Below are 23,986 nucleotides of genomic sequence, written 5' to 3' on the forward strand. Positions count from 1 at the left end.
TGTTCCTTACGGGAGTTACCGGTTGTCCATGGGCTGTCTCTTGGCTGTCTACTGGTCGCCGAAGTGCTTGCGCACCCGGGACTTGAGGAGCTTCCCCGAGGCGGTGCGCGGGAGTTCGTCCGCGACCACCACCGACTTGGGGATCTTGTACTTGGCCAGGCGGCCGGCCAGCGAGGCGAGCACCTCGTCGGGGTCCAGCGCGGCGCCTTCCCGCGGTACGACGACCGCGCGCGGCACCTCGCCCCACTTGTCGTCCGCGACCCCGATGACCGCGCACTCGACGACGTCCGGGTGGGCCAGCAGCAGGTCCTCGATCTCGGCGGGGTAGATGTTCTCCCCACCGGAAATGATCATGTCCTTCATACGGTCGACGATGTACACGTATCCGTCGTCGTCGGTCCGGGCCGCGTCCCCGCTGCGGAACCAGCCGTCGGCGAAAACCGCGGCCGTCTCCTCGGGCAGCCCCCAGTAGCCGGGCATGACATGCGGTCCGCGGACCACGACCTCGCCGGTCTCGCCGACGTCGACAGGGGTGAGGTCCGGCCGGACGACCCGTACGTCGCTGAAGAAGTGCGGCACACCCGCCGAACCCGCTTTGCTCACCGCGTGTTCGGCGTCCAGGAACAGGGTTCCGGGCGAGGCCTCCGTCATGCCGTAGCCCTGGAGGAAGGTCAGGCCGCGCTCCTGGTACGCGGCGATCAGCGGGGACGGGACCGGGGAGCCGCCGCAGGTGAGGATGCGCAGCGAGGACAGGTCGGCGTCGGCCCAGCGGGGATGCCGGGCGATCTGGTCGAACATCGTGGGCACCCCGAACATGAAGGTGATCCGGTGCCGTTCGACCAGGTCGAAGGTGGCGTCCGGGTCGAAGGACTCGACCAGGACGCAGGTGCCGCCCTTGAGCAGCACCGGAAGGGTGAGCATGTTGAGGCCGGCCGTGTGGAACAACGGGGCGGAGACCAGGGCGCGTTCGTCGGCGATCAGGTCGGTGTCGACGAGGACGTTGAGCGCGTTCCAGGTCAGGTTGCCGTGGGTGAGCATGGCGCCCTTGGGGCGGCCGGTCGTGCCCGAGGTGTACATGATGATGCAGGTGTCGTCGGCCGTGACGGGCTCGTCGATCGGCTCGGCGGATGCGGCTTCGAGCAACTCCTCGTATGCGGGGCCGACTTCGACGTAGACGCGTACGTCGGTGCTGCCCGGCAGTCCGGCGACGAGGGCTGTGTGTCTCGGGCCGTGGACGAGGATCTTGGCACCGGAGTCGGCGAGTTGGTAGGCGATCTCGGGGGCGGTGAGGCGGGTGTTGAGCGGGACGAAGACCGCGCCGAGCGTGCCGGCCGCGAACAGGGTCTCCAGGTAGGAGGGGTGGTTGGGACCGAGGTAGGCGATGCGGTCACCGCGGCGGACGCCCCGGGCGCGCAGGGCGTGGGCGAGGCGGTTGGTTCGTGTGTGCAATGTGCCGTAGTCCATCGACGAGCCGTTGCCGCCCGTCGACGATCCGCTGTCGACTGTCGACGAACTACCGTCGCCGGACGACGATCCACCGGCGACTGCCGACGAACCACCGTGGCCGGACGACCGTCCACCGGCGACCGTCGACGAACTGCCGGAGCCGGTCGGCGAACTACCGTGCCCCGCGGGCGATCCACCGCCGGCCTCCGCAGGCGATCCATCGCCGACCTCCGCGGACTGCCCACCGCCGACCGTGGACAGTCCGCCGTAGACCAGAGCCGTGCGGTGCGGGGTCTTGCGGGCCCGGCGTGCGGGCCATGACCCCAGTCCCTCGTTGCGCATCCGGTGCCCCTTACGTCAGCCCGAGCAGGCGGGCGGCGTTCTCCTTGAGGATCTTCGGCCTGACCTCGTCCTTGATGGGCAGCTTCTCGAAGTCGGCGAGCCAGCGGTCCGGGGTGAGGACGGGGTAGTCCGAGCCGAAGAGGACCTTGTCCTTGAGCAGGGTGTTCGCGTACTGCACCAGCTGCGGCGGGAAGTACTTCGGCGACCAGCCGGACAGGTCGATGTGCACGCCCGGCTTGTGGGTGGCGACGGCGAGGGCCTCGTCCTGCCAGGGGAAGGACGGGTGCGCCAGGATGATCTTGAGGTGGGGGAAGTCGGCGGCGACGTCGTCCACATGGAGGGGGTTGGAGTACTTGAGGCGGATGCCGCCGCCTCCTGGTACCCCCGCGCCGATGCCCGTCTGGCCGGTGTGGAACAGGGCGATGGCGCCCGTCTCCTCGATGACCTCGTACAGGTCGTAGGCCGCGGCCCGGTCGTTGGGGAAGAAGCCCTGGATGTTGGGGTGGAACTTGAAGCCCTTGACGCCGTACTCCTCGACCAGCCGCCGGGCCTGCTTCACGCCCGCTCGGCCCCGGAACGGGTCGATGGACGCGAAGGGGATGAGCACGTCCGCGTTGGCGGCGGCGGCCTCGGCGACCTCCTCGTTCGGGACGGGCTCGGTGCCGGTCGCGGACTCGGCGTCGACCGTGAAGATCACGGCGGCCATCTTCCGCTCGCGGTAGTACGCGGCGGTCTCCTCCAGGGTCGGCTTCCGTTTGCCCTCGACCTTGAAGTAGGCGGAGGAGGCGTCGTGGAGGTCGTCGTCCAGGGAGGAGTGGCCCTTGGAGGACACCTCCGCGTGGGTGTGGACGTCGATCGCGACGAGTTCGCCGATGTCCATGGGGTCCCTGGGGGGTGTCATCACGCCTCCGGCAGCTTGGGCGCGGGGATGCCGACCGACTGGAGTTCGGCGCCGACCGAGGTGGGGAAGGCGACGGCGAGGGTGTCGGGGGTCCAGCCGCCGTCGGCGTAGGCCGTGCTGATCTCCTGCGGGTGGGACCAGAGTGCCACCTTGTCGCCGCCGATGCCGATGGCCTGGCCGGTGATGCCCCGCGCGGCCTCGGAGGCGAGGAAGGGGACGAGGGCGGCGCAGTCCTCGGGGGTGCCGAAGCCCTCGCCCTTGCGGAGGAAGTCGGGCAGCGGGTCGCCGCCGCGCATGGCCTCGACGTACGGGGCGAACGCGGGGATCGTCTCGGTCATCGCGGTCGCGGCGACCGGCACGATCGCGTTGACGGTGATGCCGGCGCGGCCCAGTTCCATCGACCAGGTGCGGGCGAAGGCGGCGATGCCGGCCTTGGCGGCCGAGTAGTTCGTCTGGCCGAAGTTGCCCCGCTGGCCGGCCGGCGAGCCGACCAGGATCAGGCTGCCGCCCTCGCCCTGTTCGCGCATCCGTACGGCGGCGGCGCGGGCGCAGGTGAAGGTGCCCTTGAGGTGGGTGGTGATCACCGCGTCGAAGTCCTCGTCGGTCATCTTCCACAGCACCTTGTCGCGCAGGATGCCCGCGTTGGTGACCAGGATATCGATCCGCCCGAACTCCGCCACGGCACGGTCGACCAGCCGCTCGGCGGCCTCGGTCGTGCCGACCGGGACCACCTCGGCGACGGCGGTGCCGCCCGCTTCGGTGATCGACTTCACGGCCTGGTCGGCCACCGCCTCGTCGATGTCGTTGACGACCACGGACGCGCCGTGGGCGGCCAGGGCCTGCGCGTAGGCGAGACCGAGGCCCCGGCCACTGCCGGTGACGACGGCGACCTTGCCGGTCAGATCGATGCTGGGCACGAGCGAGTCCCTTCACAAGGCGATACGGCCGTGAAGACGACCGGGACGCGGCTACGAGCGGCACCGGTGCGGCTTCGAGATCGAAGCTAAGAGCAATAATTGTTGACGTCAATAGTTGTTGCTGACGGACCAGGTGCGTCACACTGGCCCCGAACCGCCGCACGCCCCGCCCGGGGCCTCGACCCAGGGAGCCCGCCATCGCCCGCCAGCAGCACGCCGCGACCCCCCCGATCGACGCGCACGAGCCGTGGATGCGCGGGCTGCACGCGGACACCGGCTACCTCCTGTACCGGCTGGGCCTGCGCTCCGGCCAGCTCTTCAACACGTTCCTCCAGGAGTCGGGCCTGCGCCTGCGCCACTACGCGCTGCTCCGCTTCCTGGCCACGTCCGAGGGCGCCCTCCAGCGCGAGCTGAGCACGCGGCTCGGCTACGACCCGAGCGCGATCGTCGGCCTGGTCGACGACCTGGAGAAGCTGGGATTCGCCGAGCGGCGCCCTTCCCCCGACGACCGGCGAAGCCGCATCGTGGTCCTGACGGAGGACGGCCGCGGCTTCCTGCGCGACACGGACGAGGCCGGTCTGCGGGTGACCAACGAACTGCTCGGCCCGCTGGACGCGACCCAGCGGGAGACCCTGCACACGCTGTTGCAACAGGTCGCCGAGGACGGACTCGCCTGACGCCCGACGAAGGAGGCCCGGCGATGACCACCACCCGGCCCGAGACCGGCACCGGGTCCGCGACCACCGCCGGATCCGGGACGGCCGCCCGTTCCGCCCCCGACCGGCTGCTCGCCGTGCTCGCCGCCTTCGACCACGAGCACACGGCCCTGTCCCTGTCCGACATCGCCCGCCGGGCCGGACTCACCCTGACCACCGCGCACCGGCTCGCGGGCGCCCTCACCGAGTGGGGCGCGCTGGAGCGGGACGCGTCCGGCGTCTACCACGTGGGGCTGCGGCTGTGGGAGATCGCGGCGCTCGCACCCCGCGGCCTCGCCCTGCGCCAACGGGCCCTGCCCTACCTGGAGGACCTCTACGAATCGACGCACGAGAACGTGCAGTTGGCGGTGCGGGACGGCACGGAGGTCGTCTACACCGAGTGGATCTCGGGCCGTTCGGCGGTCGGCGTGCACATCCGGGTGGGCGCCCGCTGGCCGCTGCACGCCACCGGCGTCGGCCTCGCCCTGCTGGCACACGACGAACCGGACCTCCAAGAGGCCTACTGCGCGGGCCCGTTGGCGACCTTCACGCCGTACACGATCACCGATCCGGTACGGCTGCGGCGGGTGCTGGCCGAAGTGCGGCGCGCCGGCGTGGCGGTGAGCGACCGTCAGGTCACGGACGACGCGCTGTCGGTGGCCGCTCCGGTACGCGGGCCGGGCGGTGCGGTGGTGGCAGCCGTGTCGGTCGTCGTGCCCCAAGTGGACGCCCAGGTACCGGCGTTGATCCCGGCGGTACGGCTCGCTGCGCGCGGGATCTCGCGGGCGCTGGGGTGGCGGCCGGAGCGGTGAGGGAGCAGGTCACCGGTGCAGCCAGCGGGTCATCCGCATGCGCTGGTTCACCTCCTCCAGCATGGCGGCCTGCTCGGGCATGCCGTCCGCACGCAGGGCCTCAGCGGTGTCCACCACCTCTCGCACGGGCGAGCGCCGAACCACCTTGTGCACCAGGCGGAGCGCAAGGTCGTCCTTACGGGCACCGCCCAGCTCGGCGAGTACGTCGGGCAGCCAATCCCCCAGTACTCCCGGCCGGAGGGCGGCACCGGCAATGACCCGGTCCACTTCGTAGCGCTGGCTCTGCCCGTCGAACGATGCGAGAAGCTCAGCGAGCTGCTGTCGGGGAAGGACCGTGCCCGCTTCCAGAAGGACGCTCGTCGTGTGGACGCCCTGAGCGTTTTCGAGGACGTCCGCCACAACCTGACTGCGCTGCTGGGGCGCGAGCACCTGTCCCGCACGCCGGATACGCATGGCGTCCCCACGGGAGAGTCCCGACTCACGCAACCGAGCCAGGACATCGGGGCGGCTCGCGATCTCGGACAGCATCGACGCGTCGGGGGGACGCCCGTTTCGGACCATGATCCAGTACACCGAGGCGGCCCGGTCCGGAGAAGCTGTCCGTAGCACCTGACTCAGCTCTGCGGCGACGCGATCGGCGTGCCCGGGTGCCTCCAGCAGTTCGGAAAGCAGGAGTGGAGCGTCCTCCCGGTCGGCCAGAGCCGATTCCAGCACCCAGACCAACGGGCGCGTACCACCCGTACCCGAGGTCAGCCGGTCGGACGAGATGCGCCCACTTGCGGGGCCTCGGGCAGGCGAATCGGAGCGCTGCTCCCTCAGCACCGCGATCAGGGCCAGCACTGCGGACACCCGCATCTGGAGCAGCCCCTCCCGCACAGCCGACTGAAGTCCTGCCGTGACCCAGCTCCCCCAATCACCACCGCGCGAGGCGCCCTCGGCGGCATAAGTGACGATGCGTAAGAGTGTCCGGGAATCGAGACGAGGCACTGCAGCGGCCAGGGGCCCTGCCCAGCGGTCCTGTATGAACCGTGTCTCCGACACCCCGAGCAGTCGTCCGCGCTCGGGGTGTCGTTCGAGGCGAAGCTCGGACGCCAGCACCAGCGGGGCTGCGGACAGCGTCTCCTCCAGCAGAGGCGACTCGCGCCCGGCGAGCAATTGCAGGAGCTGGTCCGCTTCGGTGTCCCGCCCACTCTGCCAGTACCCCAGAAGGACCGGCGCCACCTGCTTGCCCTTGGCCGAAGGGGCGATACAGGAGTGCAAGGTCTCCACGTCGACCTCCCCGGCCAGGGAAGAGAGAGCGTCGAGCAGTTGCTCGGCGGGCCTGTCGAGGACATCGGCGAGCATCCGGGCGGCATCATCCTCTCCACCGTGCCCACGCAGGAACGCCACGAGTTCGAGGCGGTCCGTGAGAGGGCGGTCGCCCATCCGTTGCAGGAGCCTGGACGCTTCGCTCCCTCGCTCGGCGCGGAGCGTCGAGATGAGGATCGCGGCCGTCTCAGGACTCGAATCCGCAGCTTCGTCGAGGATGCGCATGGCGTCCAGAGGCAGACCGTACTCCCGCAGAGCCATGGTGAAGGACACGATGTCGGCCGCGCTCCGGTCCTCGCCGATCGCCCAGCGCACCACCAGCAGGAGATCGGCGGGGCGCGCCCTCCGCACGTGTTCCAGGATCCGCAGCACATCCTCGACGGCGGCCGAGCACAACAGTCCCCGCGCTGCTTCGTCGGCCCAGTCGAGACCTTCAGCGCCCAGGACGAGCGCCCATCCCACCCGCTCCGCCGGGTCGCCCGCCCCGAGCAGGTCGGCGAGCAGCGCCTCCGCGAGGAGGTGGGCGCCGTGCTCGGCCATGGAGCTCAGCAGCCGTGCGGTCTCCTCCTGCGGACGCGATGCGCCGAGCGCCACGGGCAGGGCTCGGTAGATCTCGTACGCGGGCGCGGTGAAACCGAGCGCCAGCAGGGTGTCCGCGGCCGGTAGGTACGCGGGGTCGTGGTGCTCCGCCAAGACCCCGCGCAGGGCGTTCAGCGCCTCTTCGCCCAGCGCACACCGGTACAGGCCGTCGACCAGGTCGGCCGCTCCGTCCGGTCCGGCTTCGGCGAAGGCAGCCCGTACCAGGCGCTCCGTCAGAGCCGGCACGAGCTCGCGCAGGTTCCGCGCCACGGGTGCGACGGTCGACGCACCGGTCCGAGCCAACGCGTCGACCAGCGCGTCGACCGCTGTCAGCGCCCCGAGCCGGTCGAGAACGTCCAGACACCCGGCGACCTCCCGCGCGGGCCGGTCGGCGACAATCCGGCAGGCGAGGGCCGCCTCACGCGTCAGGCCCACGTCAAAGACCTCACGGAGCAGACTCGCCGTCTGCTGTTCGGGCCATCGACTGGCGACAGCCACGAGCGCGGCATCCGCCTGGACGTCCTCTCCGGACCTCACAAGCCCGGCCAGCCGTTGGACAAAGCCCGACACAGTCTCGTGCAACAGATTCTCGTGGCCGGGCTGGAGTGCGGCCGTACGCGGCCCAGAGATCGGCCGGTGCCGGAATCCGACGTGAGCCCGGTTGCGGACGAGGGCGATCTCGGCGCCGCCGTTGCGGGCTCGCTGCTGCGGCACGGGCCCGCCACCAGCGCGTAGCGCGCCCTCGATCCTGCGGTAGATGGTGTGCATGTCGAGCAGGTCCCCAGCATCGGGATCACCCTGCTCCAGCACTGCCAGGAGTTCTCCGGTGAACAGCGTGTACTGAGCACCGACCGGGGCCATCGAACGCCGGTTCTCGGCTGAGGAGGTCATGAGGAAGGTACCGTCGACGCCCGCGATATCGGCGATGCCCGTCGGCGCCATAACGCCCTTGAGAGCACGGCCGCTGAAGCAGGTGTCGAGGATGACAACCTTGTGGAGAGCCTTGCAGACGGAGAGGATCAGCGATCGGAGACGGTCGTAGGCCAAAGCCCGGTAGAGGTGTTCCATGGATGCGTCCGGCAGGGCGAGATGCAGGCCGTCGGGCGGTTCTGGGAGACCGTGCCCCGCGAAGTAGAACAGGAATGTTCCTTCGGCCTCGGATGCCATCTGGTGCACCGCTTCGAGGATTTCACGTTCCGACGTCGGGTTCAGCAGCACTCTGCAGTGTTCGTCCGCCAGACCCCACAGACCTGGGTCGAGCAGCAGTTCGGCGAGGCGCCGTACGTTGTTGGCGACCGCCGGGAGCGGTTCCAGGTGGGAGTAGTCACCCACCCCGACGATGAGCACTCTCGCGGCAGACGGGTCAGGCTGTGCCATCGCCGTGCGTGCCCTCCTGCCCGTCCGGGGTCGCACGGAGGGTGGCCAGAATGAGCTCCAGTGCCTCCGGGCTGTCGTCAGTCACGGTCAGCGCGCTGCCGCCCGGGAAAGTCACGGTGACAGCTGGTGGGACAGGCCGCGTGGAGCGCCAACTGGCGTAGGCCATCGCAAGATTGAGTACGGCGACGCCCTGACCCACCACAACCTCAATGACATCCAGCGCACCCATCGTGCCGGCGGCGTCACGGGCGACACGGCGAATCTCGGCGGTCCGATGCAGATCGGCGTCCCCTGCGAGCCAGGTGTGAAGCTCGTCGACGAGCAATTGCCCGTCGTCATGCTCCGGAGCTGCGATGACAACTCGCATACGACCCCCCATTGGTCCTGCGGCAAAGACACGCAGGCGATTGTAGGGTCGCGGCGTCCTCCCCACCGTCGAATGCATATACCGAGGACCCCGATATCCCTCGTACCGGTGAGGTTCCGCGCGACAGTGCCGTCGCGATACTGGACAGCCTTAAGGTTCTACGGCCCTGCCCTTGGTGCGGCAGGAGCAGTTCCGTACTCGAACACGCCTTTCGCCTATCAGGGATGCTCTGCCTTTACGGGCTCGCCGGGCCTCGAACGGCAGGACGGACGGAGCGCCGACGCGCTCACCCGGCCAACCCCGCCAGCATCCGCCGGTCCCTGGGCGCCGCCTTCCGGTCAAGTCGCGCGTCCAGCAAGCGCCTTGCCGCGTCGCACCGCCCCGCGGACACCAGTGCGTACAGCAACGTCTCCTCCACGACCTCGCGTTGGGCCGCGCTGCCGCCCACCTTGCGCAGTACCGGAAGGAGTGCGTCGAGGCCGTGGGCCGCGTCGTGGAAGCGGTGTTCGACGAGGGCGGCGAAGGCCTCGCAGAGCGGGGCGACGACCTCGCGCTGCACCGGATCGGCCCCCGCCGCGTGGTCGCGGAGGCGGCGCAGCGCCGGAAGGTCACCGGCGGCGGCGAGGGCCACCGCCACATGCAGGGCGGTGAACGCGGTCGCGGGGCGCTCCAGGACCTCGCGGGCGACGGCGTCCAGGACGTCCGAAGTCGGCAGTTGTCCCTGCCAGTTGCCGCTGAGCCGGGCCCGCCACAGCAGGGACCCCGAATCAACAAGCGCGCGTACCCCGGTCACCCGCCCGGGCGCCAACTGGGCGAACCAGCGCCTGCGTACGGCGGCGTGGTCGTCCAACGCGAGTTCGTGCAGGGCGATGTGCCAGGAGAAGTGGGCCCGGTGGACCGCGCCCCGGCCCTGTCCTGACACCCAGCCGTCGAGCCAGTCCCGGCCCGCCTCGTGGGCGCCGGACTCGTAGTGGACGTGGGCCAGCGCGTGCACGGCGTGCCCGGAGGCGGGCTCGACTCCCAGGGCGCGGTGGGCGAGTTCGCCCGCCTCGTGCAGCCGGCCCTGCTCCTGGCGCAGGAACGCGAGCAGCGAGGTGTGGAACCAGTGCCCGTCGTAGGCGGGGGACGTGCGCTCGGCCAGGCGGAGCGCGTAGTCGTCGTCCAGGTCGGTGACACCGGAGAACGCGATGGTGGGTACGGCGGCGGCGAGGGCGAGCGCGTCGGCGGGGTGGGTGTCGAGGTGCCGTATCAACGCGCGGTCCCCGTCGGTGAATTGAACGCGGCGGGTGATCACGTCCACGAAGGACCGCTCCCGCTCGTCGGCCCGTTCCTGGGCGCAGCGCTGGGCTTCGGCGAGGGCGCGGGGCACGTCGACCGCGGCCCCGCACTCGTGGCCGAGGAGGGCCAACGCCGCGTGGCCCAGGGCGAATCCGGGGTCCAGCGCGACCGCGCGGGCGAACGCGTCCTCGGCGCCGGCGCGCACTTTGAGGACCCGGTCGAGTCCGCTGCGGTATGCGGTGGCGGCCTCGGCGTGGGTGGAGAGCGGGAGTCCGAGTCCGTCGACGGGCCTGCGGCGGGCGGTGCGGCGGGCCGGTGGTGCGAGCAGTTGCCGGGCCAGGGCAGCGGCCTGGACGCGGATCTCGGGGATCGCGGTGGTCTCCCAGAGTTCGCCGCGCCGTGGGGCGCCGAGGGTGAACAGGGGCCGTGCGCAGCGGCCTTGGGCGTCGAGGAGCCGTCCGTCACGGGTGGCGACTCCCATGCCGAGCGGCCCCGGCACCGCCCTTCCCGTGTCGAACAGGCCGCGCCACAGCGGGTCTTCGAGCCGTTGCCCCGGACCTGTGCAGTCGATGACCCACCCGACGCGCAGCGTACGGCCGTTGGAGAGTGTGACCGCCAACTGCCCGTCGACTTCCCCCGCGTCGGCGATCGTGCCCGTGTGCACCCGGAGGCGTCGTGCGGTGCGGGCCCGGGTGACCGATTCGGCGGTGGCGGGGGCCATGCGGTGCCGGTGGGTGTTCCAGATCGCGCTCTCGTGGGCGAGGAACTCCGCGCGTTCTTCGGGGGTGAGGCTGTGCCAGAGGCGCGCGGTGTGCGGGCGCAGGCTGTCCAGTGCGGGTCGCCAGTCGCCGTGGGTGCGCACGGAGCGGCTGACGTGCCGGTAGACGGTCCGGCGCAGTCCGCCCAGGGTCAGGTCGCGCGGCCACGTGGGTGCGTCCATCGGGCCGGCCGGTCCCAACGCGTGCGGCTGCGGCAGGAGTCCGCTGCGGGAGGCGGCGTGCACGGTGCGTTCGGGGCGGTCGAGGGTGAGGGCGAGGTCGACGGCGGTGAGGCCGGTACCGACGAGGAGGATGTCGGTGGTGTCCTCGCGTATGGCGTCCAACGCACCGGGAATCCAGGGCGAGTTGATGAAACGGGGCGAGGCGCGCAGCGCGGGCGGGGCCCAGGCGGCGGTGGGGGCGGCGGGGCCGGTGGCGAGGACGGCGCTGTCGGCGGTGAGGAGTCCCCCGTCGGCGAGGTGGAGTTGCACCGGGCCTCCGGGGGCGCCGGTACAGCTCTCCGCGCGGGTGCGCAACCGGCGTACGGAGACCGTGCCGTGGGAGCGGACGACGGCCTGGGCGAGGGTGTCGGCGAGGTAGGCGCCGTAGCGGTAGCGGGTGGCGAAGTCGGCGGCGCCGACGGTGGGTTCGCCGTGGCGGCACAGCCAGCGGGTGAAGTGGCCGGGGTCGTCGGGGTAGCAACTCATGCCCCCTGCGGGGACGTTGAGGCGGTGGCGCGGGTCGGGTGTCGCGTAGGCGGTGCCGCGGCCGGCCTCCGGGGCCGGGTCGACCAGCACCAGATCAAGAGGGGTCCGGCGGCGCGTGGCCGTCTCGCAGAGTTGAACGGCGGTCAGGGTGCCTGCCGCGCCCGCTCCGACGATCGCCGTGGTGGGCCGCTTGCGGACTTCGGTCACGAATGCCTCCGGCGTGGTCTGCCGCGGAGCCGCCGAAGCGGAACTCCGCCTTCAGTTCCTTCCTCACTCTTCCGACCGGATGGGTGGGGAAGCCATGGCGGGACGGGGATCTCACCGGATACTCAGGGCACCGGCCGGCGCCTTCATACTCTGTTCACACGCGCGGAGCGTCCGACAACCGTGGTTTCAGGCCTTCTTTCAGGTTCTCTTCACAGGAATCTCAGGTTGGGGCCCTGGGATTCAAAGACTCAACCCATGGAAGTGACGCAGGATGCAACGGCACTGGTGATCTCGTCGCGTACGGCCAGGGGGTGTGCGCGACATATGGAGGAAGGCCTGCCGTGGGCGTGTCGCACATATCCAACCGGTCCGAGAAGTCGTCGGAGAGGTGGTCCCGGCGTGGGGTCCTCACCGTGCTCGGGGTGGTACCGGCGGCTGTGCTGACCGGTTGCAGCAGTTCGGCGGGCGCCGCGGAGAGCGCCGCGTCCGGCGGTGCGCCGGCGACGGCATCGGTGAAGGCCGCGAAGACGCCGACCGTCACGGTCTCGCCCGCCGACGGTACGAAGAAGGCCGACTTCTCGGCCCCGGTCACAGTCACGGTGGCCGACGGCACGTTCACCACGGTGAAGGTGACCGGCAACGACGGCTCCACGCTGGCCGGGACCTTCAACGAGGCCAAGACGAAATGGACGTCCACGAAGAACCCGTACTCGGGCACGAAGTACACGGTCGCCGCACAGGCGCAGGGCGCCGCCGCGAAGACCGCGACCTTCACCACCAAGTCGCCCGGCGAGACCTTCGTCGGCTATTTCACCCCCGAGGCGAACTCGACCTCCGGCGTCGGCATGCCCGTGTCGATCAACTTCACGCACGCCGTCAAGGACCGCGCCGCCGTCCAGAAGGCGATCACGGTCACCGCCGAACCCGCCGTCGAGGTGGTCGGCCACTGGTTCAGCGACACCCGCCTCGACTTCCGCCCCGAGACGTACTGGGCGGCCGGCACGAAGATCACGCTCAGCCTGCGCCTGAAGGACGTCGAGGGCCAGGACAGTGTCTACGGTATCCAGTCCAAGGACGTCACCTTCGACATCGGGCGCGAGCAGATCAGCACGGTCGACCTGTCGAGCAAGGAGATGGTCGTCAAGCGGGACGGCAGGACCCTCGCCACCTACCCGGTCAGCGGCGGCAACGCCCAGCACACCACCTGGTCCGGGATCATGGTGATCAGCGAGCGCTTCAAGCAGACCCGTATGGAGTCCTCGACGGTCGGGCTCGGCGACGAGTACGACATCTCCGACGTGCCGCACGCCCAGCGCCTGACCACCTCCGGCACGTTCGTGCACGGCAACTACTGGGCGTCCACCGCGGTGTTCGGCCACGAGAACACCAGCCACGGCTGCGTCGGCCTGCACGACGCCAAGGGCGCCGACAACAGCTCGGTGGCGGGCTACAAGTTCTACGACAGCTCGATGCTCGGCGACGTCGTCATCGTGAAGAACTCCGGCGACAAGACAGTGGCGGCGGACAACGGCCTCAACGGCTGGAACCTGTCCTGGGCGGACTGGAAGGCGGGCAGCGCGGTCTGAGGCCGTGCCGCAGGCGAACACCTGCTCCGCGCCCGCGGGTGGGGCGACTTCATCCGCCGCCCGAGCGGATCCACGGCCACTTGACGAAGCAGACCACCACAGGTGCGACGAGCATGGCCAGCATCCACAGTCCCACGCTGGCCGGCGAGTAGACGTAGTACTGCCAGTGCTCGGGCAGGGCCGCCGGCGCGAGCACGAGCACTGTCAGCGCAACCCACGTGGCCAGCACCGATGCCACCATGCGCACTGCCACCATCGTCCTCGACCCTCTCCGCGACCGCCCGGTTCCCGGAGACGAACGATACGACCCGTGGCCCGTCCGCCCACGGCACCCCTCGCGACCCGCCCGCCGGGGAGGGCCGCTCGGAACCTCCTCTTTCACCCGCATTCATCGCCTTCATCACCTGAACTCCCGCACAGCGAAAGGACTTTCCCGGCTTCACCTCTTGACGGCCGGAGTGGCTGAGAGCACATTGACCGCGCACCCACTGCGTGAGAGCGCTCTCAAGCAGCAGGCGCGGCACCCGCACCCCCACTCCGTATCCGAGAGGCACCCATGAGTGAAACCTCCGGCACGCAGCGCAGACCCCGTCCCCTCCGGCGCGTTGTGATCGCCGCCCTCAGCACCCTCGGCCTGGCCCTCGCCACCGCGACGGCCTTCACCCTGCCCGCGGACGCCTCCGCGCCCACGCCCCCCACAGGCTGGACGCAGGTCTTCCTCGACGACTTCAACGGCACCGCGGGCACCGGCGTCTCCACCACCAACTGGCAGTACGACACCGGGACTTCGTATCCGGGCGGCGCCGCCAACTGGGGCACGGGCGAGGTCGAGACGATGACCTCCTCCACCAACAACGTGGCACTCGACGGCAACGGCAACCTCCTGATCACCCCGCGCCGGGACGCCTCCGGCAACTGGACCTCGGGCCGGATCGAGACCAACCGCACGGACTTCCAGCCGCCGGCCGGCGGGAAGCTGCGGGTCGAGGCCCGCATCCAGATGCCGAACGTCACGGGCTCGTCGGCGCTCGGCTACTGGCCCGCGTTCTGGATGCTGGGCGCGCCCTACCGGGGCAACTACCAGAACTGGCCCAGCGTGGGCGAGTTGGACATCATGGAGAACGTCCAGGGTCTCAACACCGACTGGGCGACGATGCATTGCGGCACCAGCCCGGGCGGCCCCTGCAACGAGACGACCGGCATCGGCGGCAACACCGCCTGCACCGGCACCACTTGTCAGGCCGGCTTCCACACCTACGCCATGGAGTGGGACCGCTCCACCAGCCCCGAGCAGATCCGCTTCTACCTCGACGGCGTCAACTTCCACACGGTGAACGCCAGTCAGGTCGACGCGACGACCTGGGCCAACGCCACCAACCACGGCTTCTTCATCATCCTGAACGTGGCGATGGGCGGCGGTTTCCCGGCGGCGTACGGCGGCGGCCCCACCAGCGCCACCGACCCGAACCACCCGATGACGGTGGACTACGTCCAGGTACTCCAGTCCACGGGCAGTGGGAGCGGTACCACGACCCCGCCGACCGGCAGCCGGGACGCCTACGGCGCCATCCAGGCCGAGTCCTACGACAGCCAGTCCGGCACGGTCGCCGAGACCACGACGGACACCGGCGGCGGACAGGACCTCGGCTCGATAGCCAACGGCGACTGGGCGCTCTACAAGGGCGTCAACTTCGGCTCCACGGCGGCCACCCAGTTCTACGGCCGGGTCGCGAGCGGTGCGGCGAGCGGGGTGAGCGGTCTGGTGCAGGTACGCCTGGACAGTCCGACCGCGACCCCGATCGGCAGCTTCGCGCTGGCCAACACCGGGGGCTGGCAGTCGTGGAAGACGGTCCCGGCGAACATCAGCTCGGTCACCGGCACCCATGACGTCTATCTCACCTTCAGCAGCGGCCAGCCGGCGGACTTCGTCAACGTCAACTGGTTCGACTTCGGCCACTGACAGCAACCCCCCACGGGGACAAGGGGCTTCACGCATGCGTGCGTGAGGCCCCTGCTCCTGTGCGTTCCGGTCGGGGCAGGATCACGACCGGCTTCCTCCCTGCTGCTAGCCCCTGCCTTCCATCGCAGGTCAGCGCTCCGCTCCCGCGGAGACGGCCACCGACGCGCGATGGACCGTAGTAGACCGGTCGGCTAGCTTCGATGGTGCGACGCGGATCGGACGTCGGAGCCCTTCTACCTTTGAATCCGGAGCAGAGCCATGAACGACCACGGTCATCAGGACGGCATCCACCCCTTCCCGGCCGGCATGGAGTCGCGTGCGATCGAGACCAACGGCGCCACGATCCATGTACGCGTCGGCGGACAGGGGCCGGCGGTCGTCATGCTGCACGGCTTCGGCACCACGGGCGACATGTGGGGCCACCTGGCGAGCGCACTCGTCGAGGGCCACACCGTCATCGCACCCGACCTGCGCGGGCTGGGCCTCTCGTCGAAGCCCGAGGGCGGCTACGACAAGAAGAACCAGGCGGCCGACGTGTGGGGCGTCCTGGACGCCCTGGGCGTGGGCCCGGTCGAGTTGGTGACGCACGACATCGGCATCATGGTCGGCTACGCGGTCGCCGCCACCCGTCCCGAGCGGGTGAGTCGATGGGTGGCGATCGACGCGCCGCTGCCCGGCATCGGACCCTGGGACCGGATCACGCAGGACCCGGCCATGTGGCACTTCGGATTCGGCGGCCACGACATGGAGCGCCTGGTCGCCGGCCGGGAGCGCATCTATCTCGACCGCTTCTGGAACGAGCTTTCCGTGGTCCCCGAGCGGTTCGACGAGGCCAAGCGCCAGCACTACGCGGCGCTCTACGCACAACCCGGCGCGATGCGCGCGAGCTTCGCCCAGTTCCTGGCGTTCGGTCGGGACGCGGCCGACAACGAGAAGTTCCTCGCGCAGGGCAGGCTCCGGATGCCGGTGCTGGCCTTCGGCGGCGAGGCCACCTTCGGCCCCGGGATCGGCGAGGTACTGCGGGGTGTCGCCGACGACGTCGAGCACGCGGTCATCCCCGACTGCGGGCACTGGATCACGGAGGAGCAGCCGCAGGCGACGACGGACCTGGTCGTCGACTTCCTGCACCGGGCACGCTGAGGCCCACCGCGCACCACCTGTGAACCGTCCGACAACCGGGCCCACTTCGGGCCCGCGTACCCGGGGCCCGGCACGGATCGACGTGCCGGGCCCCGTCGTCAGTGCTCGTGCCTCACGCGCCACCCGGTCGTGGCCACCCGTGCGCCCCGGCTGCCGCACCGCTCCCCCGCCACCGCCCGTCCGCGCTCGCTCACCGCAACTCCGCCCGGAACCCAGCCGGTGTCACATCCGTGTGCTGCTGGAAGAACTTGGAGAAGTTGGCCGCGTCGGGGAAGCCAACTGCCGCTCCCACGCGGCCGATCGGCAGGTCCGTGTGGGCCAACAGCCGTTTCGCCTCCAGCACGACCCGCTTGTCGATGAAGCCCTTGGGAGTCTCACCGGTGGCGGCGCGGACCGCGCGGACGAGGGTGCGGCGGGAGTAGCCGAGGGCGTCGGCGTAGGCGCTGACGCTGTGGTTGGTGGCGAAGCCCTTCTCGACGGCGTCACGGAAGAGCGTGAACGTCGTGTCGGCCTGCTGCCGGGCCGCCTCCGCCGAGCTGGCCGCGAGATGCGCGAGCCGTAGCAGGAACGCCGTCAGGGAGTGTCGTAGGACCGAGGTGTGGAGGCTCAGCGGGAGCGTCTGGGTGTCCTCGTACTCGCGTTGCAGCTGGCCCAGTGAGGAACGGAGGGCCGCGAGGCGGGGCTCGTCGGGGTGGAGCAGGGGCGGCAGGTCGTAGCGGTAGAGGCCGGTCGCCTCGACCGTGGCACGGGGGAGGAAGCCGGGCTGCATGGTCAGGACCGTGCCGCGGTACTCGTCCATCCGCGAGAAGTGATGGACCTGGCCGGGGCGGATCCACAGGACGTCGCCGGCGTTCGCCTCGTACTCGGCGAAGTCGATCATGTGGCGGACCGGGCCCTCGTCGAAGAGCATCACCACATGGAAGTCGATGCGGTGGACGCGGTGCAGGGGTGCGTCGGCATGCCAGGCGCGTCCGGGGCTCATCGGGCCGACCTGCATGCCGACGCCGCAGACGCTCAGATCGACAGGGAAGGGAAACGTTCTGATCACGTCGCCGTCACCCGCGACGCCTTGGATGGTTCTGTCCGCCATGTCCTTCTCGTGCCGCCTCAGTACGGGTTCCGGTGTCCCACTTTCACCACAGGCTGGCACACCGGCACCTTCCCTCGTAAAAGTCAGACTTTTAGATTTGAAGACGTCCGAGCAGTTCTGCCGCTCTTACCGAGGACTTCTTGAAGATGAACGCGCACACACCTGACAGCTTCGAGTGGACCGATCTCGACCGTCGTGCCGTCGACACCGCCCGTGTTCTGGCCGCTGACGCGGTGCAGAAGGTCGGCAACGGGCACCCGGGCACCGCGATGGCCCTGGCTCCCGCCGCGTACACGATCTTTCAGAAGGTGATGCGTCACGATCCGGCGGATCCCGAGTGGACCGGCCGGGACCGCTTCGTCCTCTCCCCCGGCCACACCTCGCTGACGCTCTACACGCAGCTCTACCTCGCCGGGTACGAGCTGGAGCTGGACGACCTGAAGGCGTTCCGGACGCACGGTTCGAAGACGCCTGGTCACCCCGAGTACGGGCACACGGCCGGTGTGGAGACCACGACCGGCCCGCTCGGACAGGGCGTCGCGAACGCGGTGGGCATGGCGATGGCCGCCCGCTACGAGCGCGGTCTGTTCGACCCCGAGGCCCCCGAGGGCGAGTCGCCCTTCGACCACACGATCTGGGCCATCGTCTCCGACGGCGACCTGGAGGAGGGCATCTCCGCCGAGGCCTCCTCCCTCGCCGGCCACCAGCAGCTCGGCAACCTCGTCTTCGTCTACGACGACAACCACATCTCCATCGAGGGCGACACCGCGACCGCCTTCTCCGAGGACGTACTGAAGCGCTACGAGGCCTACGGCTGGCACACCCAGCGCATCGAGCCCGCCGCCGACGGCGACATCGACCCGCACGCGCTGTACACGGCGCTCAAGACGGCGCAGGCCGAGACCGGGCGCCCCTCGATCATCGCGATGCGCACGATCATCGCCTGGCCCGCCCCGAACGCGCAGAACACCGAGGCCGCCCACGGCTCCGCGCTCGGCGCCGACGAGATCGCCGCCACCAAGCGCGTCCTCGGCTTCGACCCGGAGCAGTCCTTCGAGGTCGCCGACGAGGTCCTCGCGCACAGCCGCAGGGCCCTGGACCGGGGCGCCGAGGCGCACTCCGCGTGGGACAAGCAGCTCGACAAGTGGCGCGGCGCCCAGCCCGAGCGCGCGAAGCTCTTCGACCGGGTCCTCGCCGGTCAGCTCCCCGAGGGCTGGGAGGACACCCTCCCGGTGTTCGAGGCGGGCTCCTCCGTCGCCACCCGCGCCGCCTCCGGCAAGGTGCTCCAGGCGCTCGGCGCGGTCCTGCCCGAGCTGTGGGGCGGCTCCGCCGACCTGGCCGGATCGAACAACACCACCATCGACAAGACCTCGTCCTTCCTCCCGAAGGGCAACCCGCTCCCGGAGGCCGACCCGTACGGCCGTACGATCCACTTCGGCATCCGCGAGCACTCCATGGCGGCCGAGATGAACGGCATCGCCCTGCACGGCAACACGCGTGTCTACGGCGGCACCTTCCTGGTGTTCTCCGACTACATGCGCAACGCCGTCCGCCTCTCCGCGCTGATGCAGCTCCCGGTGACGTACGTCTGGACCCACGACTCCATCGGTCTCGGCGAGGACGGACCCACCCACCAGCCGGTCGAGCACCTCGCCTCGCTGCGCGCCATCCCGGGCCTGAACATCGTGCGCCCCGCCGACGCCAACGAGACCGCGATCGCCTGGGCCGAGATCCTCAAGCGGCACGCCACGAAGCCCGCCCCGCACGGCCTCGCGCTGACCCGTCAGGGTGTGCCGACGTACGCGCCCAACTCCGATGCGGCGCGCGGCGGTTACGTCCTCAAGGACTCCTCCACCGAGACGCCCGACGTGGTGCTCATCGCGACCGGTTCCGAGGTCCACCTCGCCGTCGGGGCGCGCGAGCAGCTGGAGGCCGAGGGCGTGGGCACCCGGGTGGTGTCGATGCCGTCCGTGGAGTGGTTCGAGGAGCAGTCGCGCGAGTACCGCGACAGCGTCCTGCCGCCGTCCGTGAAGGCCCGCGTTGCGGTCGAGGCCGGGATCGGTCTCACGTGGTACCGGTTCGTGGGTGACGCAGGACGCATCGTCTCCCTCGAACACTTCGGCGCCTCCGCCGATGCGAAGACCCTGTTCGCCGAGTTCGGTTTCACCGCCGAGAACGTCGCCGCAGCAGCCAAGGAATCCCTCGCCGCCGCGCGCGGTTGATCCGATCGCCAGAAAGAAGATGATCACAGTGACCGAAGTGACCGCCACCGCGGGAACACTCAAGCGCCTGTCCGACGAGGGCGTCTCCATCTGGCTGGACGACCTGTCGCGCAAGCGGATCGAGTCCGGCAACCTCGCCGAACTCATCGACACCAAGAACGTCGTCGGCGTCACCACCAACCCGTCGATCTTCCAGGCCGCCATCGGCTCCGGCGAGGGTTACGAGGAGCAGCTCGCCGACCTCGCCGTACGCGAGGTGACGGTCGAGGAAGCCGTACGGATGATGACCACGGCCGACGTCCGCGCCGCCGCCGACATCCTGCGCCCCGTCCACGAGGCGACCGGCGGCCGGGACGGCCGGGTCTCCATCGAGGTCGACCCGCGCCTCGCGCACCACACGGCGGCGACCGTCGCCGAGGCCAAGCAACTGTCCTGGCTGGTGGACCGCCCCAACGTGATGATCAAGATCCCGGCGACGAAGGCCGGTCTCCCGGCCATCACCGAGGTCATCGGCGAGGGCATCAGCGTCAACGTCACGCTGATCTTCTCCCTGGAGCGCTACCGCGAGGTCATGGACGCCTACCTGGCCGGCCTGGAGAAGGCGCAGGCGGCCGGCATCGACCTCGCCACCATCCACTCCGTCGCCTCCTTCTTCGTCTCCCGTGTCGACTCCGAGATCGACAAGCGCCTGACCGCGCTCGGCACGGACGAGGCCCTCGCCCTCAAGGGCAGGGCCGCGCTCGCCAACGCGCGGCTCGCGTACGAGGCCTACGAGGACGTCTTCGCCGGTGACCGCTGGGCCGCCCTCGCGGGTGTCGGCGCCAACAAGCAGCGCCCCCTCTGGGCCTCGACCGGCGTGAAGGACCCGTCCTACAAGGACACCCTCTACGTCGATGAACTGGTCGCGCCCGGCACCGTCAACACCATGCCCGAGGCCACGCTGAACGCCACCGCCGACCACGGTGACATCCACGGCGACACGGTGACCGGCGGCTACGCGCAGGCCCGCGCCGACCTGGACGCCGTAGAGCGTCTGGGGATCTCCTACGACACCGTCGTCAAGCAGTTGGAGGACGAGGGCGTCGCCAAGTTCGAGGTGGCCTGGCAGGACCTGCTGGGTGCCGTCGCGAAGTCGCTGAGCGGGAAGGGGGTCGACGGGGAATGAGCGCGGAACTTCCCACATCGACAACGGCCGTGCAGGCGCTCGGCGTCGAGGACATCGCGGGCGCCCCGGCCGTCGGCTGGGACAACCCGCTGCGGGACGCCCGGGACCGTCGGCTGCCGCGGATCGCGGGTCCGTCCGGGCTGGTGATCTTCGGGGTCACCGGTGACCTGTCCCGCAAGAAGCTGATGCCGGCCGTCTACGACCTGGCCAACCGGGGCATGCTGCCGCCGGGCTTCTCCCTCGTCGGGTTCGCCCGGCGGGACTGGGAGGACCAGGACTTCGCCCAGGTGGTGCACGACTCGGTGCGCGAGCACTCCCGCACCGAGTTCCGCGAGGAGGTCTGGCAGCAGCTCGCCGAGGGGATGCGGTTCATCCCGGGCGACTTCGACGACGACACCGCGTTCAAGCAACTGCGCGCGGCCGTCGACGAGCTGGACACCTCGCGCGGTACCAGTGGCAACTACGCGTTCTATCTCTCCGTACCGCCGAAGTTCTTCCCGAAGGTCGTCAAGCAGCTCAAGAAGCACGGGCTGGCGGACGCTCCGGAGGGGGCGTGGCGGCGCGCGGTCATCGAGAAGCCGTTCGGGCGTGACCTCAAGAGCGCGCGTGAGCTGAACAAGATCGTGCACGAGGTGTTCGACCCGGACCAGGTGTTCCGGATCGACCACTACCTCGGCAAGGAGACCGTCCAGAACATCCTGGCGCTGCGCTTCGCCAACCAGATGTACGAGCCCATCTGGAACCGGTCCTACGTCGACCACATCCAGATCACGATGGCCGAGGACATCGGCATCGGGGGCCGGGCCGGCTACTACGACGGCATCGGTTCGGCGCGTGACGTCATCCAGAACCACCTGCTCCAACTCATGGCGCTGACCGCCATGGAGGAGCCGATCGCCTTCGACGAGGAGGCGCTGCTCACCGAGAAGCTGAAGGTGCTGAAGTCGGTGCGGCTCCCCAAGGAGCTGGGCGAGCACACGGTGTTCGGGCAGTACGCGGAGGGCTGGCAGGGCGGCGAGAAGGTCGTCGGCTACCTCCAGGAGGACGGCATCGACCCGCAGTCGAAGACCGACACCTACGCGGCCGTCAAGCTGGAGGTGGACAACCGCCGCTGGGCGGGCATCCCGTTCTACCTGCGCACCGGCAAGCGGCTCGGGCGGCGCGTCACGGAGATCGCGGTCGTCTTCAAGCGGGCCCCGCACTCCCCCTTCGACTCCAACGCCACCGAGGAACTGGGCCAGAACGCGATCGTCATCCGCGTCCAGCCCGACGAGGGCATGACGGTCCGGTTCGGTTCGAAGGTGCCGGGCACCTCGATGGAGATCCGGGACGTGTCCATGGACTTCGCCTACGGCGAGTCGTTCACGGAGTCGAGCCCGGAGGCGTACGAGCGGCTCATCCTGGATGTGCTGCTCGGCGACGCCAACCTGTTCCCGCGCCACCAGGAAGTGGAAGAGTCCTGGAAGATCCTCGACCCGATCGAGGAGTACTGGGCACAGAACGGCAGGCCCGCGCAGTACTCCTCGGGCAGTTGGGGTCCCGAGGAGGCGGACGAGATGCTCGCACGAGACGGACGGAGCTGGCGCAGGCCATGAAGATCGACCTGAGCGACACCACGGCAAGCAAGATCAACAAGGCGCTGGTGCAGGGTCGCCGCGACATCGGCACCCCTGCCGTGGGCATGGTCCTGACGATGGTCATCGTCACGGACGAGGAGAACGCCTACGACTCGATCAAGGCGGCCGAGGAGGCCTCGCACGAGCACCCCTCGCGCACCCTGGTCGTCATCAAGCGGCACGCCCGCACCCCGCGCGACCGCACCAACTCGCACCTCGACGCCGAGGTCCGGGTGGGCGCCGACGCCGGCACCGGCGAGACGGTCGTGCTGCGGACCTACGGCGAGGTGTCCGACCACGCCGACTCCGTGGTGCTACCGCTGCTGCTGCCGGACGCGCCGGTCGTCGTGTGGTGGCCGGGCGACGCGCCCGAGATCCCGGCGAAGGACCCGCTGGGCGCCCTCGCACAGCGCCGGATCACCGACCTGTACGCGGCGACGGACCCGCTCGAAGCGCTGGCCGCCCGCGCCCGCGCCTACGCGCCCGGCGACACCGACCTCGCCTGGACCCGGCTGACCCCGTGGCGCTCGATGCTGGCGGCGGCCCTCGACCAGGCCAAGTCCAAGATCACCTCGGGTGCCGTGGAGAGCGAGGCCGACAACCCGGCCGCCGAGCTGCTGGCCCGCTGGCTTGAGGCCCGCCTCAAGGTGAAGATCGACCGCGTGGTCACCGACGGGCCGGTCATCACGGCCGTCCGCCTGGGCACCGGGGCCGGCGACATCGTCATCGACCGTCCCGACGGCCCCCTTGCAACGCTGTCCCTGCCCGGACAGCCCTCCCGCACCCTCGCGCTGAAGGTCCGCACCACCTCCGAACTCATCGCCGAGGAGCTGCGGCGCCTCGACGCCGACGAGATGTACGCCATCGCCCTCCGGGCCGAGGGCACCAAGGAGACGCCCAGTCATGTCTGACTCCCCCAAGCTCGTGCGGCGGCCCGAGTGGACCGCTCTGGAGGACCACCGCGCGGGTCAACTGCACTCGCAGTTGCGTGAGTTGTTCGCGGCGGACCCGGGGCGCGCGGAGCGGTACGTGGTCACCGTCGGCGACCTGCGCATCGACTACTCCAAGCACCTGATCACGGACGAGACCCTCGCCCTCCTCCAGGAACTCGCCACGGCCACCGGTGTGTCCGGCCTGCGGGACGCCATGTTCCGCGGCGAGAAGATCAACGTCACCGAGGACCGCGCGGTCCTGCACACCGCGCTGCGCGCCCCGCGTGACGCCGTGATCGAGGTCGACGGCGAGAACGTGGTGCCCGCCGTGCACGCGGTGCTCGACAAGATGGCGAACTTCGCCGACCGCGTCCGCTCCGGCGAGTGGACCGGGCACACCGGCCGCCGTATCCGCAATGTCGTCAACATCGGCATCGGCGGCTCGGATCTGGGTCCCGCGATGGCGTACGAAGCCCTCCGCGCCTTCACCGACCGCGAGTTGACGGTTCGCTTCGTGTCGAACGTGGACGGCGCCGACCTGCACGAGGCGACCCGTGACCTCGACCCGGCGGAGACGCTGT

Annotated in this window: 17 protein-coding genes and 1 pseudogene; 10 read left to right on the forward strand and 8 right to left on the reverse strand. The window is 70.2% G+C overall.

Annotation, left to right across the window (positions count from 1 at the left end):
- Positions 1-48 precede the first annotated feature (48 nt).
- From OC490_RS10375 to OC490_RS10385, 3 genes are read right to left on the reverse strand one after another with little or no spacing between them, the layout of a single operon-like run.
- Positions 49-1,788, reverse strand: coding sequence for an acyl-CoA synthetase (locus OC490_RS10375; RefSeq protein WP_262057551.1), 1,740 nt, complete (start codon positions 1,786-1,788; stop codon positions 49-51).
- Between the two features lie 10 nt (positions 1,789-1,798).
- Positions 1,799-2,668 (reverse strand): amidohydrolase family protein, encoded by an 870-nt coding sequence (locus tag OC490_RS10380; protein WP_262057592.1) that lies wholly within the window; start codon positions 2,666-2,668, stop codon positions 1,799-1,801.
- A gap of 20 nt (positions 2,669-2,688) precedes the next feature.
- Positions 2,689-3,606, reverse strand: a complete 918-nt coding sequence (locus tag OC490_RS10385) for an SDR family NAD(P)-dependent oxidoreductase (RefSeq protein ID WP_315986668.1) — start codon at positions 3,604-3,606, stop codon at positions 2,689-2,691.
- A gap of 251 nt (positions 3,607-3,857) precedes the next feature.
- Here OC490_RS10385 and OC490_RS10390 point away from each other — a divergent pair, with 251 nt between their 5' ends.
- Both OC490_RS10390 and OC490_RS10395 read left to right on the forward strand, forming a co-directional pair.
- Positions 3,858-4,283, forward strand: a complete 426-nt coding sequence (locus OC490_RS10390; protein WP_262057552.1) for a MarR family winged helix-turn-helix transcriptional regulator — start codon at positions 3,858-3,860, stop codon at positions 4,281-4,283.
- Positions 4,284-4,306: 23 nt separating this feature from the next.
- A complete protein-coding gene (locus OC490_RS10395; protein WP_262057553.1) occupies positions 4,307-5,113 on the forward strand; it encodes an IclR family transcriptional regulator in 807 nt (268 codons plus the stop codon).
- Between the two features lie 9 nt (positions 5,114-5,122).
- On the opposite strand, the gene OC490_RS10400 is transcribed toward OC490_RS10395, so the two are convergent.
- The 3 genes from OC490_RS10400 to OC490_RS10410 form a co-directional block, all read right to left on the reverse strand.
- Complete coding sequence (locus tag OC490_RS10400) at positions 5,123-8,377, reverse strand: caspase family protein (RefSeq protein WP_262057554.1); 3,255 nt, start codon at positions 8,375-8,377, stop codon at positions 5,123-5,125.
- On the reverse strand, positions 8,364-8,744 hold the full coding sequence (locus OC490_RS10405; RefSeq protein WP_262057555.1) for an effector-associated constant component EACC1: 381 nt from the start codon (positions 8,742-8,744) through the stop codon (positions 8,364-8,366). The genes OC490_RS10400 and OC490_RS10405 overlap by 14 nt, the downstream gene beginning before the upstream one ends.
- 286 nt (positions 8,745-9,030) lie before the next feature.
- On the reverse strand, positions 9,031-11,694 hold the full coding sequence (locus tag OC490_RS10410; protein ID WP_262057556.1) for an FAD/NAD(P)-binding protein: 2,664 nt from the start codon (positions 11,692-11,694) through the stop codon (positions 9,031-9,033).
- A 341-nt stretch (positions 11,695-12,035) separates the two neighbouring features.
- Here OC490_RS10410 and OC490_RS10415 point away from each other — a divergent pair, with 341 nt between their 5' ends.
- Positions 12,036-13,280 carry an Ig-like domain-containing protein gene (locus OC490_RS10415; protein ID WP_262057557.1) on the forward strand — a complete coding sequence of 415 codons (1,245 nt, stop codon included), beginning with the start codon at positions 12,036-12,038 and terminating at the stop codon, positions 13,278-13,280.
- 49 nt (positions 13,281-13,329) lie between these two features.
- Here OC490_RS10415 and OC490_RS10420 read toward each other — a convergent pair whose 3' ends face one another.
- Positions 13,330-13,509: a hypothetical protein gene (locus tag OC490_RS10420; protein ID WP_262057558.1), complete on the reverse strand. Its 180-nt coding sequence runs from the start codon at positions 13,507-13,509 to the stop codon at positions 13,330-13,332.
- 327 nt (positions 13,510-13,836) lie between these two features.
- On the opposite strand from OC490_RS10420, the gene OC490_RS10425 reads away from it, so the two are divergent.
- Together OC490_RS10425 and OC490_RS10430 are read left to right on the forward strand one after the other, a co-directional pair.
- The gene (locus OC490_RS10425; RefSeq protein ID WP_262057559.1) at positions 13,837-15,240 is read left to right on the forward strand and encodes a glycoside hydrolase family 16 protein; all 1,404 of its coding nucleotides are present in this window, start codon (positions 13,837-13,839) and stop codon (positions 15,238-15,240) included.
- A 258-nt stretch (positions 15,241-15,498) separates the two neighbouring features.
- Positions 15,499-16,380, forward strand: coding sequence for an alpha/beta fold hydrolase (locus tag OC490_RS10430; RefSeq protein WP_262057560.1), 882 nt, complete (start codon positions 15,499-15,501; stop codon positions 16,378-16,380).
- Positions 16,381-16,570: 190 nt separating this feature from the next.
- Here OC490_RS10430 and OC490_RS10435 read toward each other — a convergent pair whose 3' ends face one another.
- A complete protein-coding gene (locus OC490_RS10435; protein ID WP_262057561.1) occupies positions 16,571-17,470 on the reverse strand; it encodes a helix-turn-helix domain-containing protein in 900 nt (299 codons plus the stop codon).
- Between the two features lie 146 nt (positions 17,471-17,616).
- Here OC490_RS10435 and tkt point away from each other — a divergent pair, with 146 nt between their 5' ends.
- The 5 genes and pseudogenes from tkt to OC490_RS10460 form a co-directional block, all read left to right on the forward strand.
- Entirely contained in the window at positions 17,617-19,692 is a 2,076-nt protein-coding gene (gene tkt, locus OC490_RS10440; protein WP_262057562.1) for a transketolase, read from the forward strand.
- Between the two features lie 19 nt (positions 19,693-19,711).
- Positions 19,712-20,857 (forward strand): transaldolase, encoded by a 1,146-nt coding sequence (gene tal, locus OC490_RS10445; protein WP_262057563.1) that lies wholly within the window; start codon positions 19,712-19,714, stop codon positions 20,855-20,857.
- Positions 20,854-22,452, forward strand: coding sequence for a glucose-6-phosphate dehydrogenase (gene zwf, locus OC490_RS10450; RefSeq protein WP_262057564.1), 1,599 nt, complete (start codon positions 20,854-20,856; stop codon positions 22,450-22,452). Before tal ends, zwf begins: the two co-directional genes overlap by 4 nt.
- Positions 22,449-23,384: a glucose-6-phosphate dehydrogenase assembly protein OpcA gene (opcA, locus tag OC490_RS10455; RefSeq protein WP_262057565.1), complete on the forward strand. Its 936-nt coding sequence runs from the start codon at positions 22,449-22,451 to the stop codon at positions 23,382-23,384. The genes zwf and opcA overlap by 4 nt, the downstream gene beginning before the upstream one ends.
- Positions 23,377-23,986, forward strand: a pseudogene (locus tag OC490_RS10460) (glucose-6-phosphate isomerase); the annotation flags it as partial. The gene opcA and the pseudogene OC490_RS10460, both read left to right, overlap by 8 nt.

It is taken from the genome of Streptomyces sp. STR69 (genome assembly GCF_024519455.1).
In the GTDB taxonomy this organism is placed as follows: Bacteria; Actinomycetota; Actinomycetes; order Streptomycetales; family Streptomycetaceae; genus Streptomyces.

Coding starts and splice junctions, on each gene's coding strand:
- OC490_RS10375 (WP_262057551.1), bottom strand. CDS start 1,788: ATGCGCAACGAGGGACTGGGGTCATGGCCCGCACGCCGGGCCCGCAAG.
- zwf (WP_262057564.1), top strand. CDS start 20,854: ATGAGCGCGGAACTTCCCACATCGACAACGGCCGTGCAGGCGCTCGGC.
- OC490_RS10390 (WP_262057552.1), top strand. CDS start 3,858: ATGCGCGGGCTGCACGCGGACACCGGCTACCTCCTGTACCGGCTGGGC.
- OC490_RS10400 (WP_262057554.1), bottom strand. CDS start 8,377: ATGGCACAGCCTGACCCGTCTGCCGCGAGAGTGCTCATCGTCGGGGTG.
- tal (WP_262057563.1), top strand. CDS start 19,712: ATGATCACAGTGACCGAAGTGACCGCCACCGCGGGAACACTCAAGCGC.
- OC490_RS10405 (WP_262057555.1), bottom strand. CDS start 8,744: ATGCGAGTTGTCATCGCAGCTCCGGAGCATGACGACGGGCAATTGCTC.
- OC490_RS10380 (WP_262057592.1), bottom strand. CDS start 2,668: ATGGACATCGGCGAACTCGTCGCGATCGACGTCCACACCCACGCGGAG.
- OC490_RS10425 (WP_262057559.1), top strand. CDS start 13,837: ATGAGTGAAACCTCCGGCACGCAGCGCAGACCCCGTCCCCTCCGGCGC.
- OC490_RS10395 (WP_262057553.1), top strand. CDS start 4,307: ATGACCACCACCCGGCCCGAGACCGGCACCGGGTCCGCGACCACCGCC.
- OC490_RS10430 (WP_262057560.1), top strand. CDS start 15,499: ATGAACGACCACGGTCATCAGGACGGCATCCACCCCTTCCCGGCCGGC.
- opcA (WP_262057565.1), top strand. CDS start 22,449: ATGAAGATCGACCTGAGCGACACCACGGCAAGCAAGATCAACAAGGCG.
- OC490_RS10435 (WP_262057561.1), bottom strand. CDS start 17,470: ATGGCGGACAGAACCATCCAAGGCGTCGCGGGTGACGGCGACGTGATC.
- tkt (WP_262057562.1), top strand. CDS start 17,617: ATGAACGCGCACACACCTGACAGCTTCGAGTGGACCGATCTCGACCGT.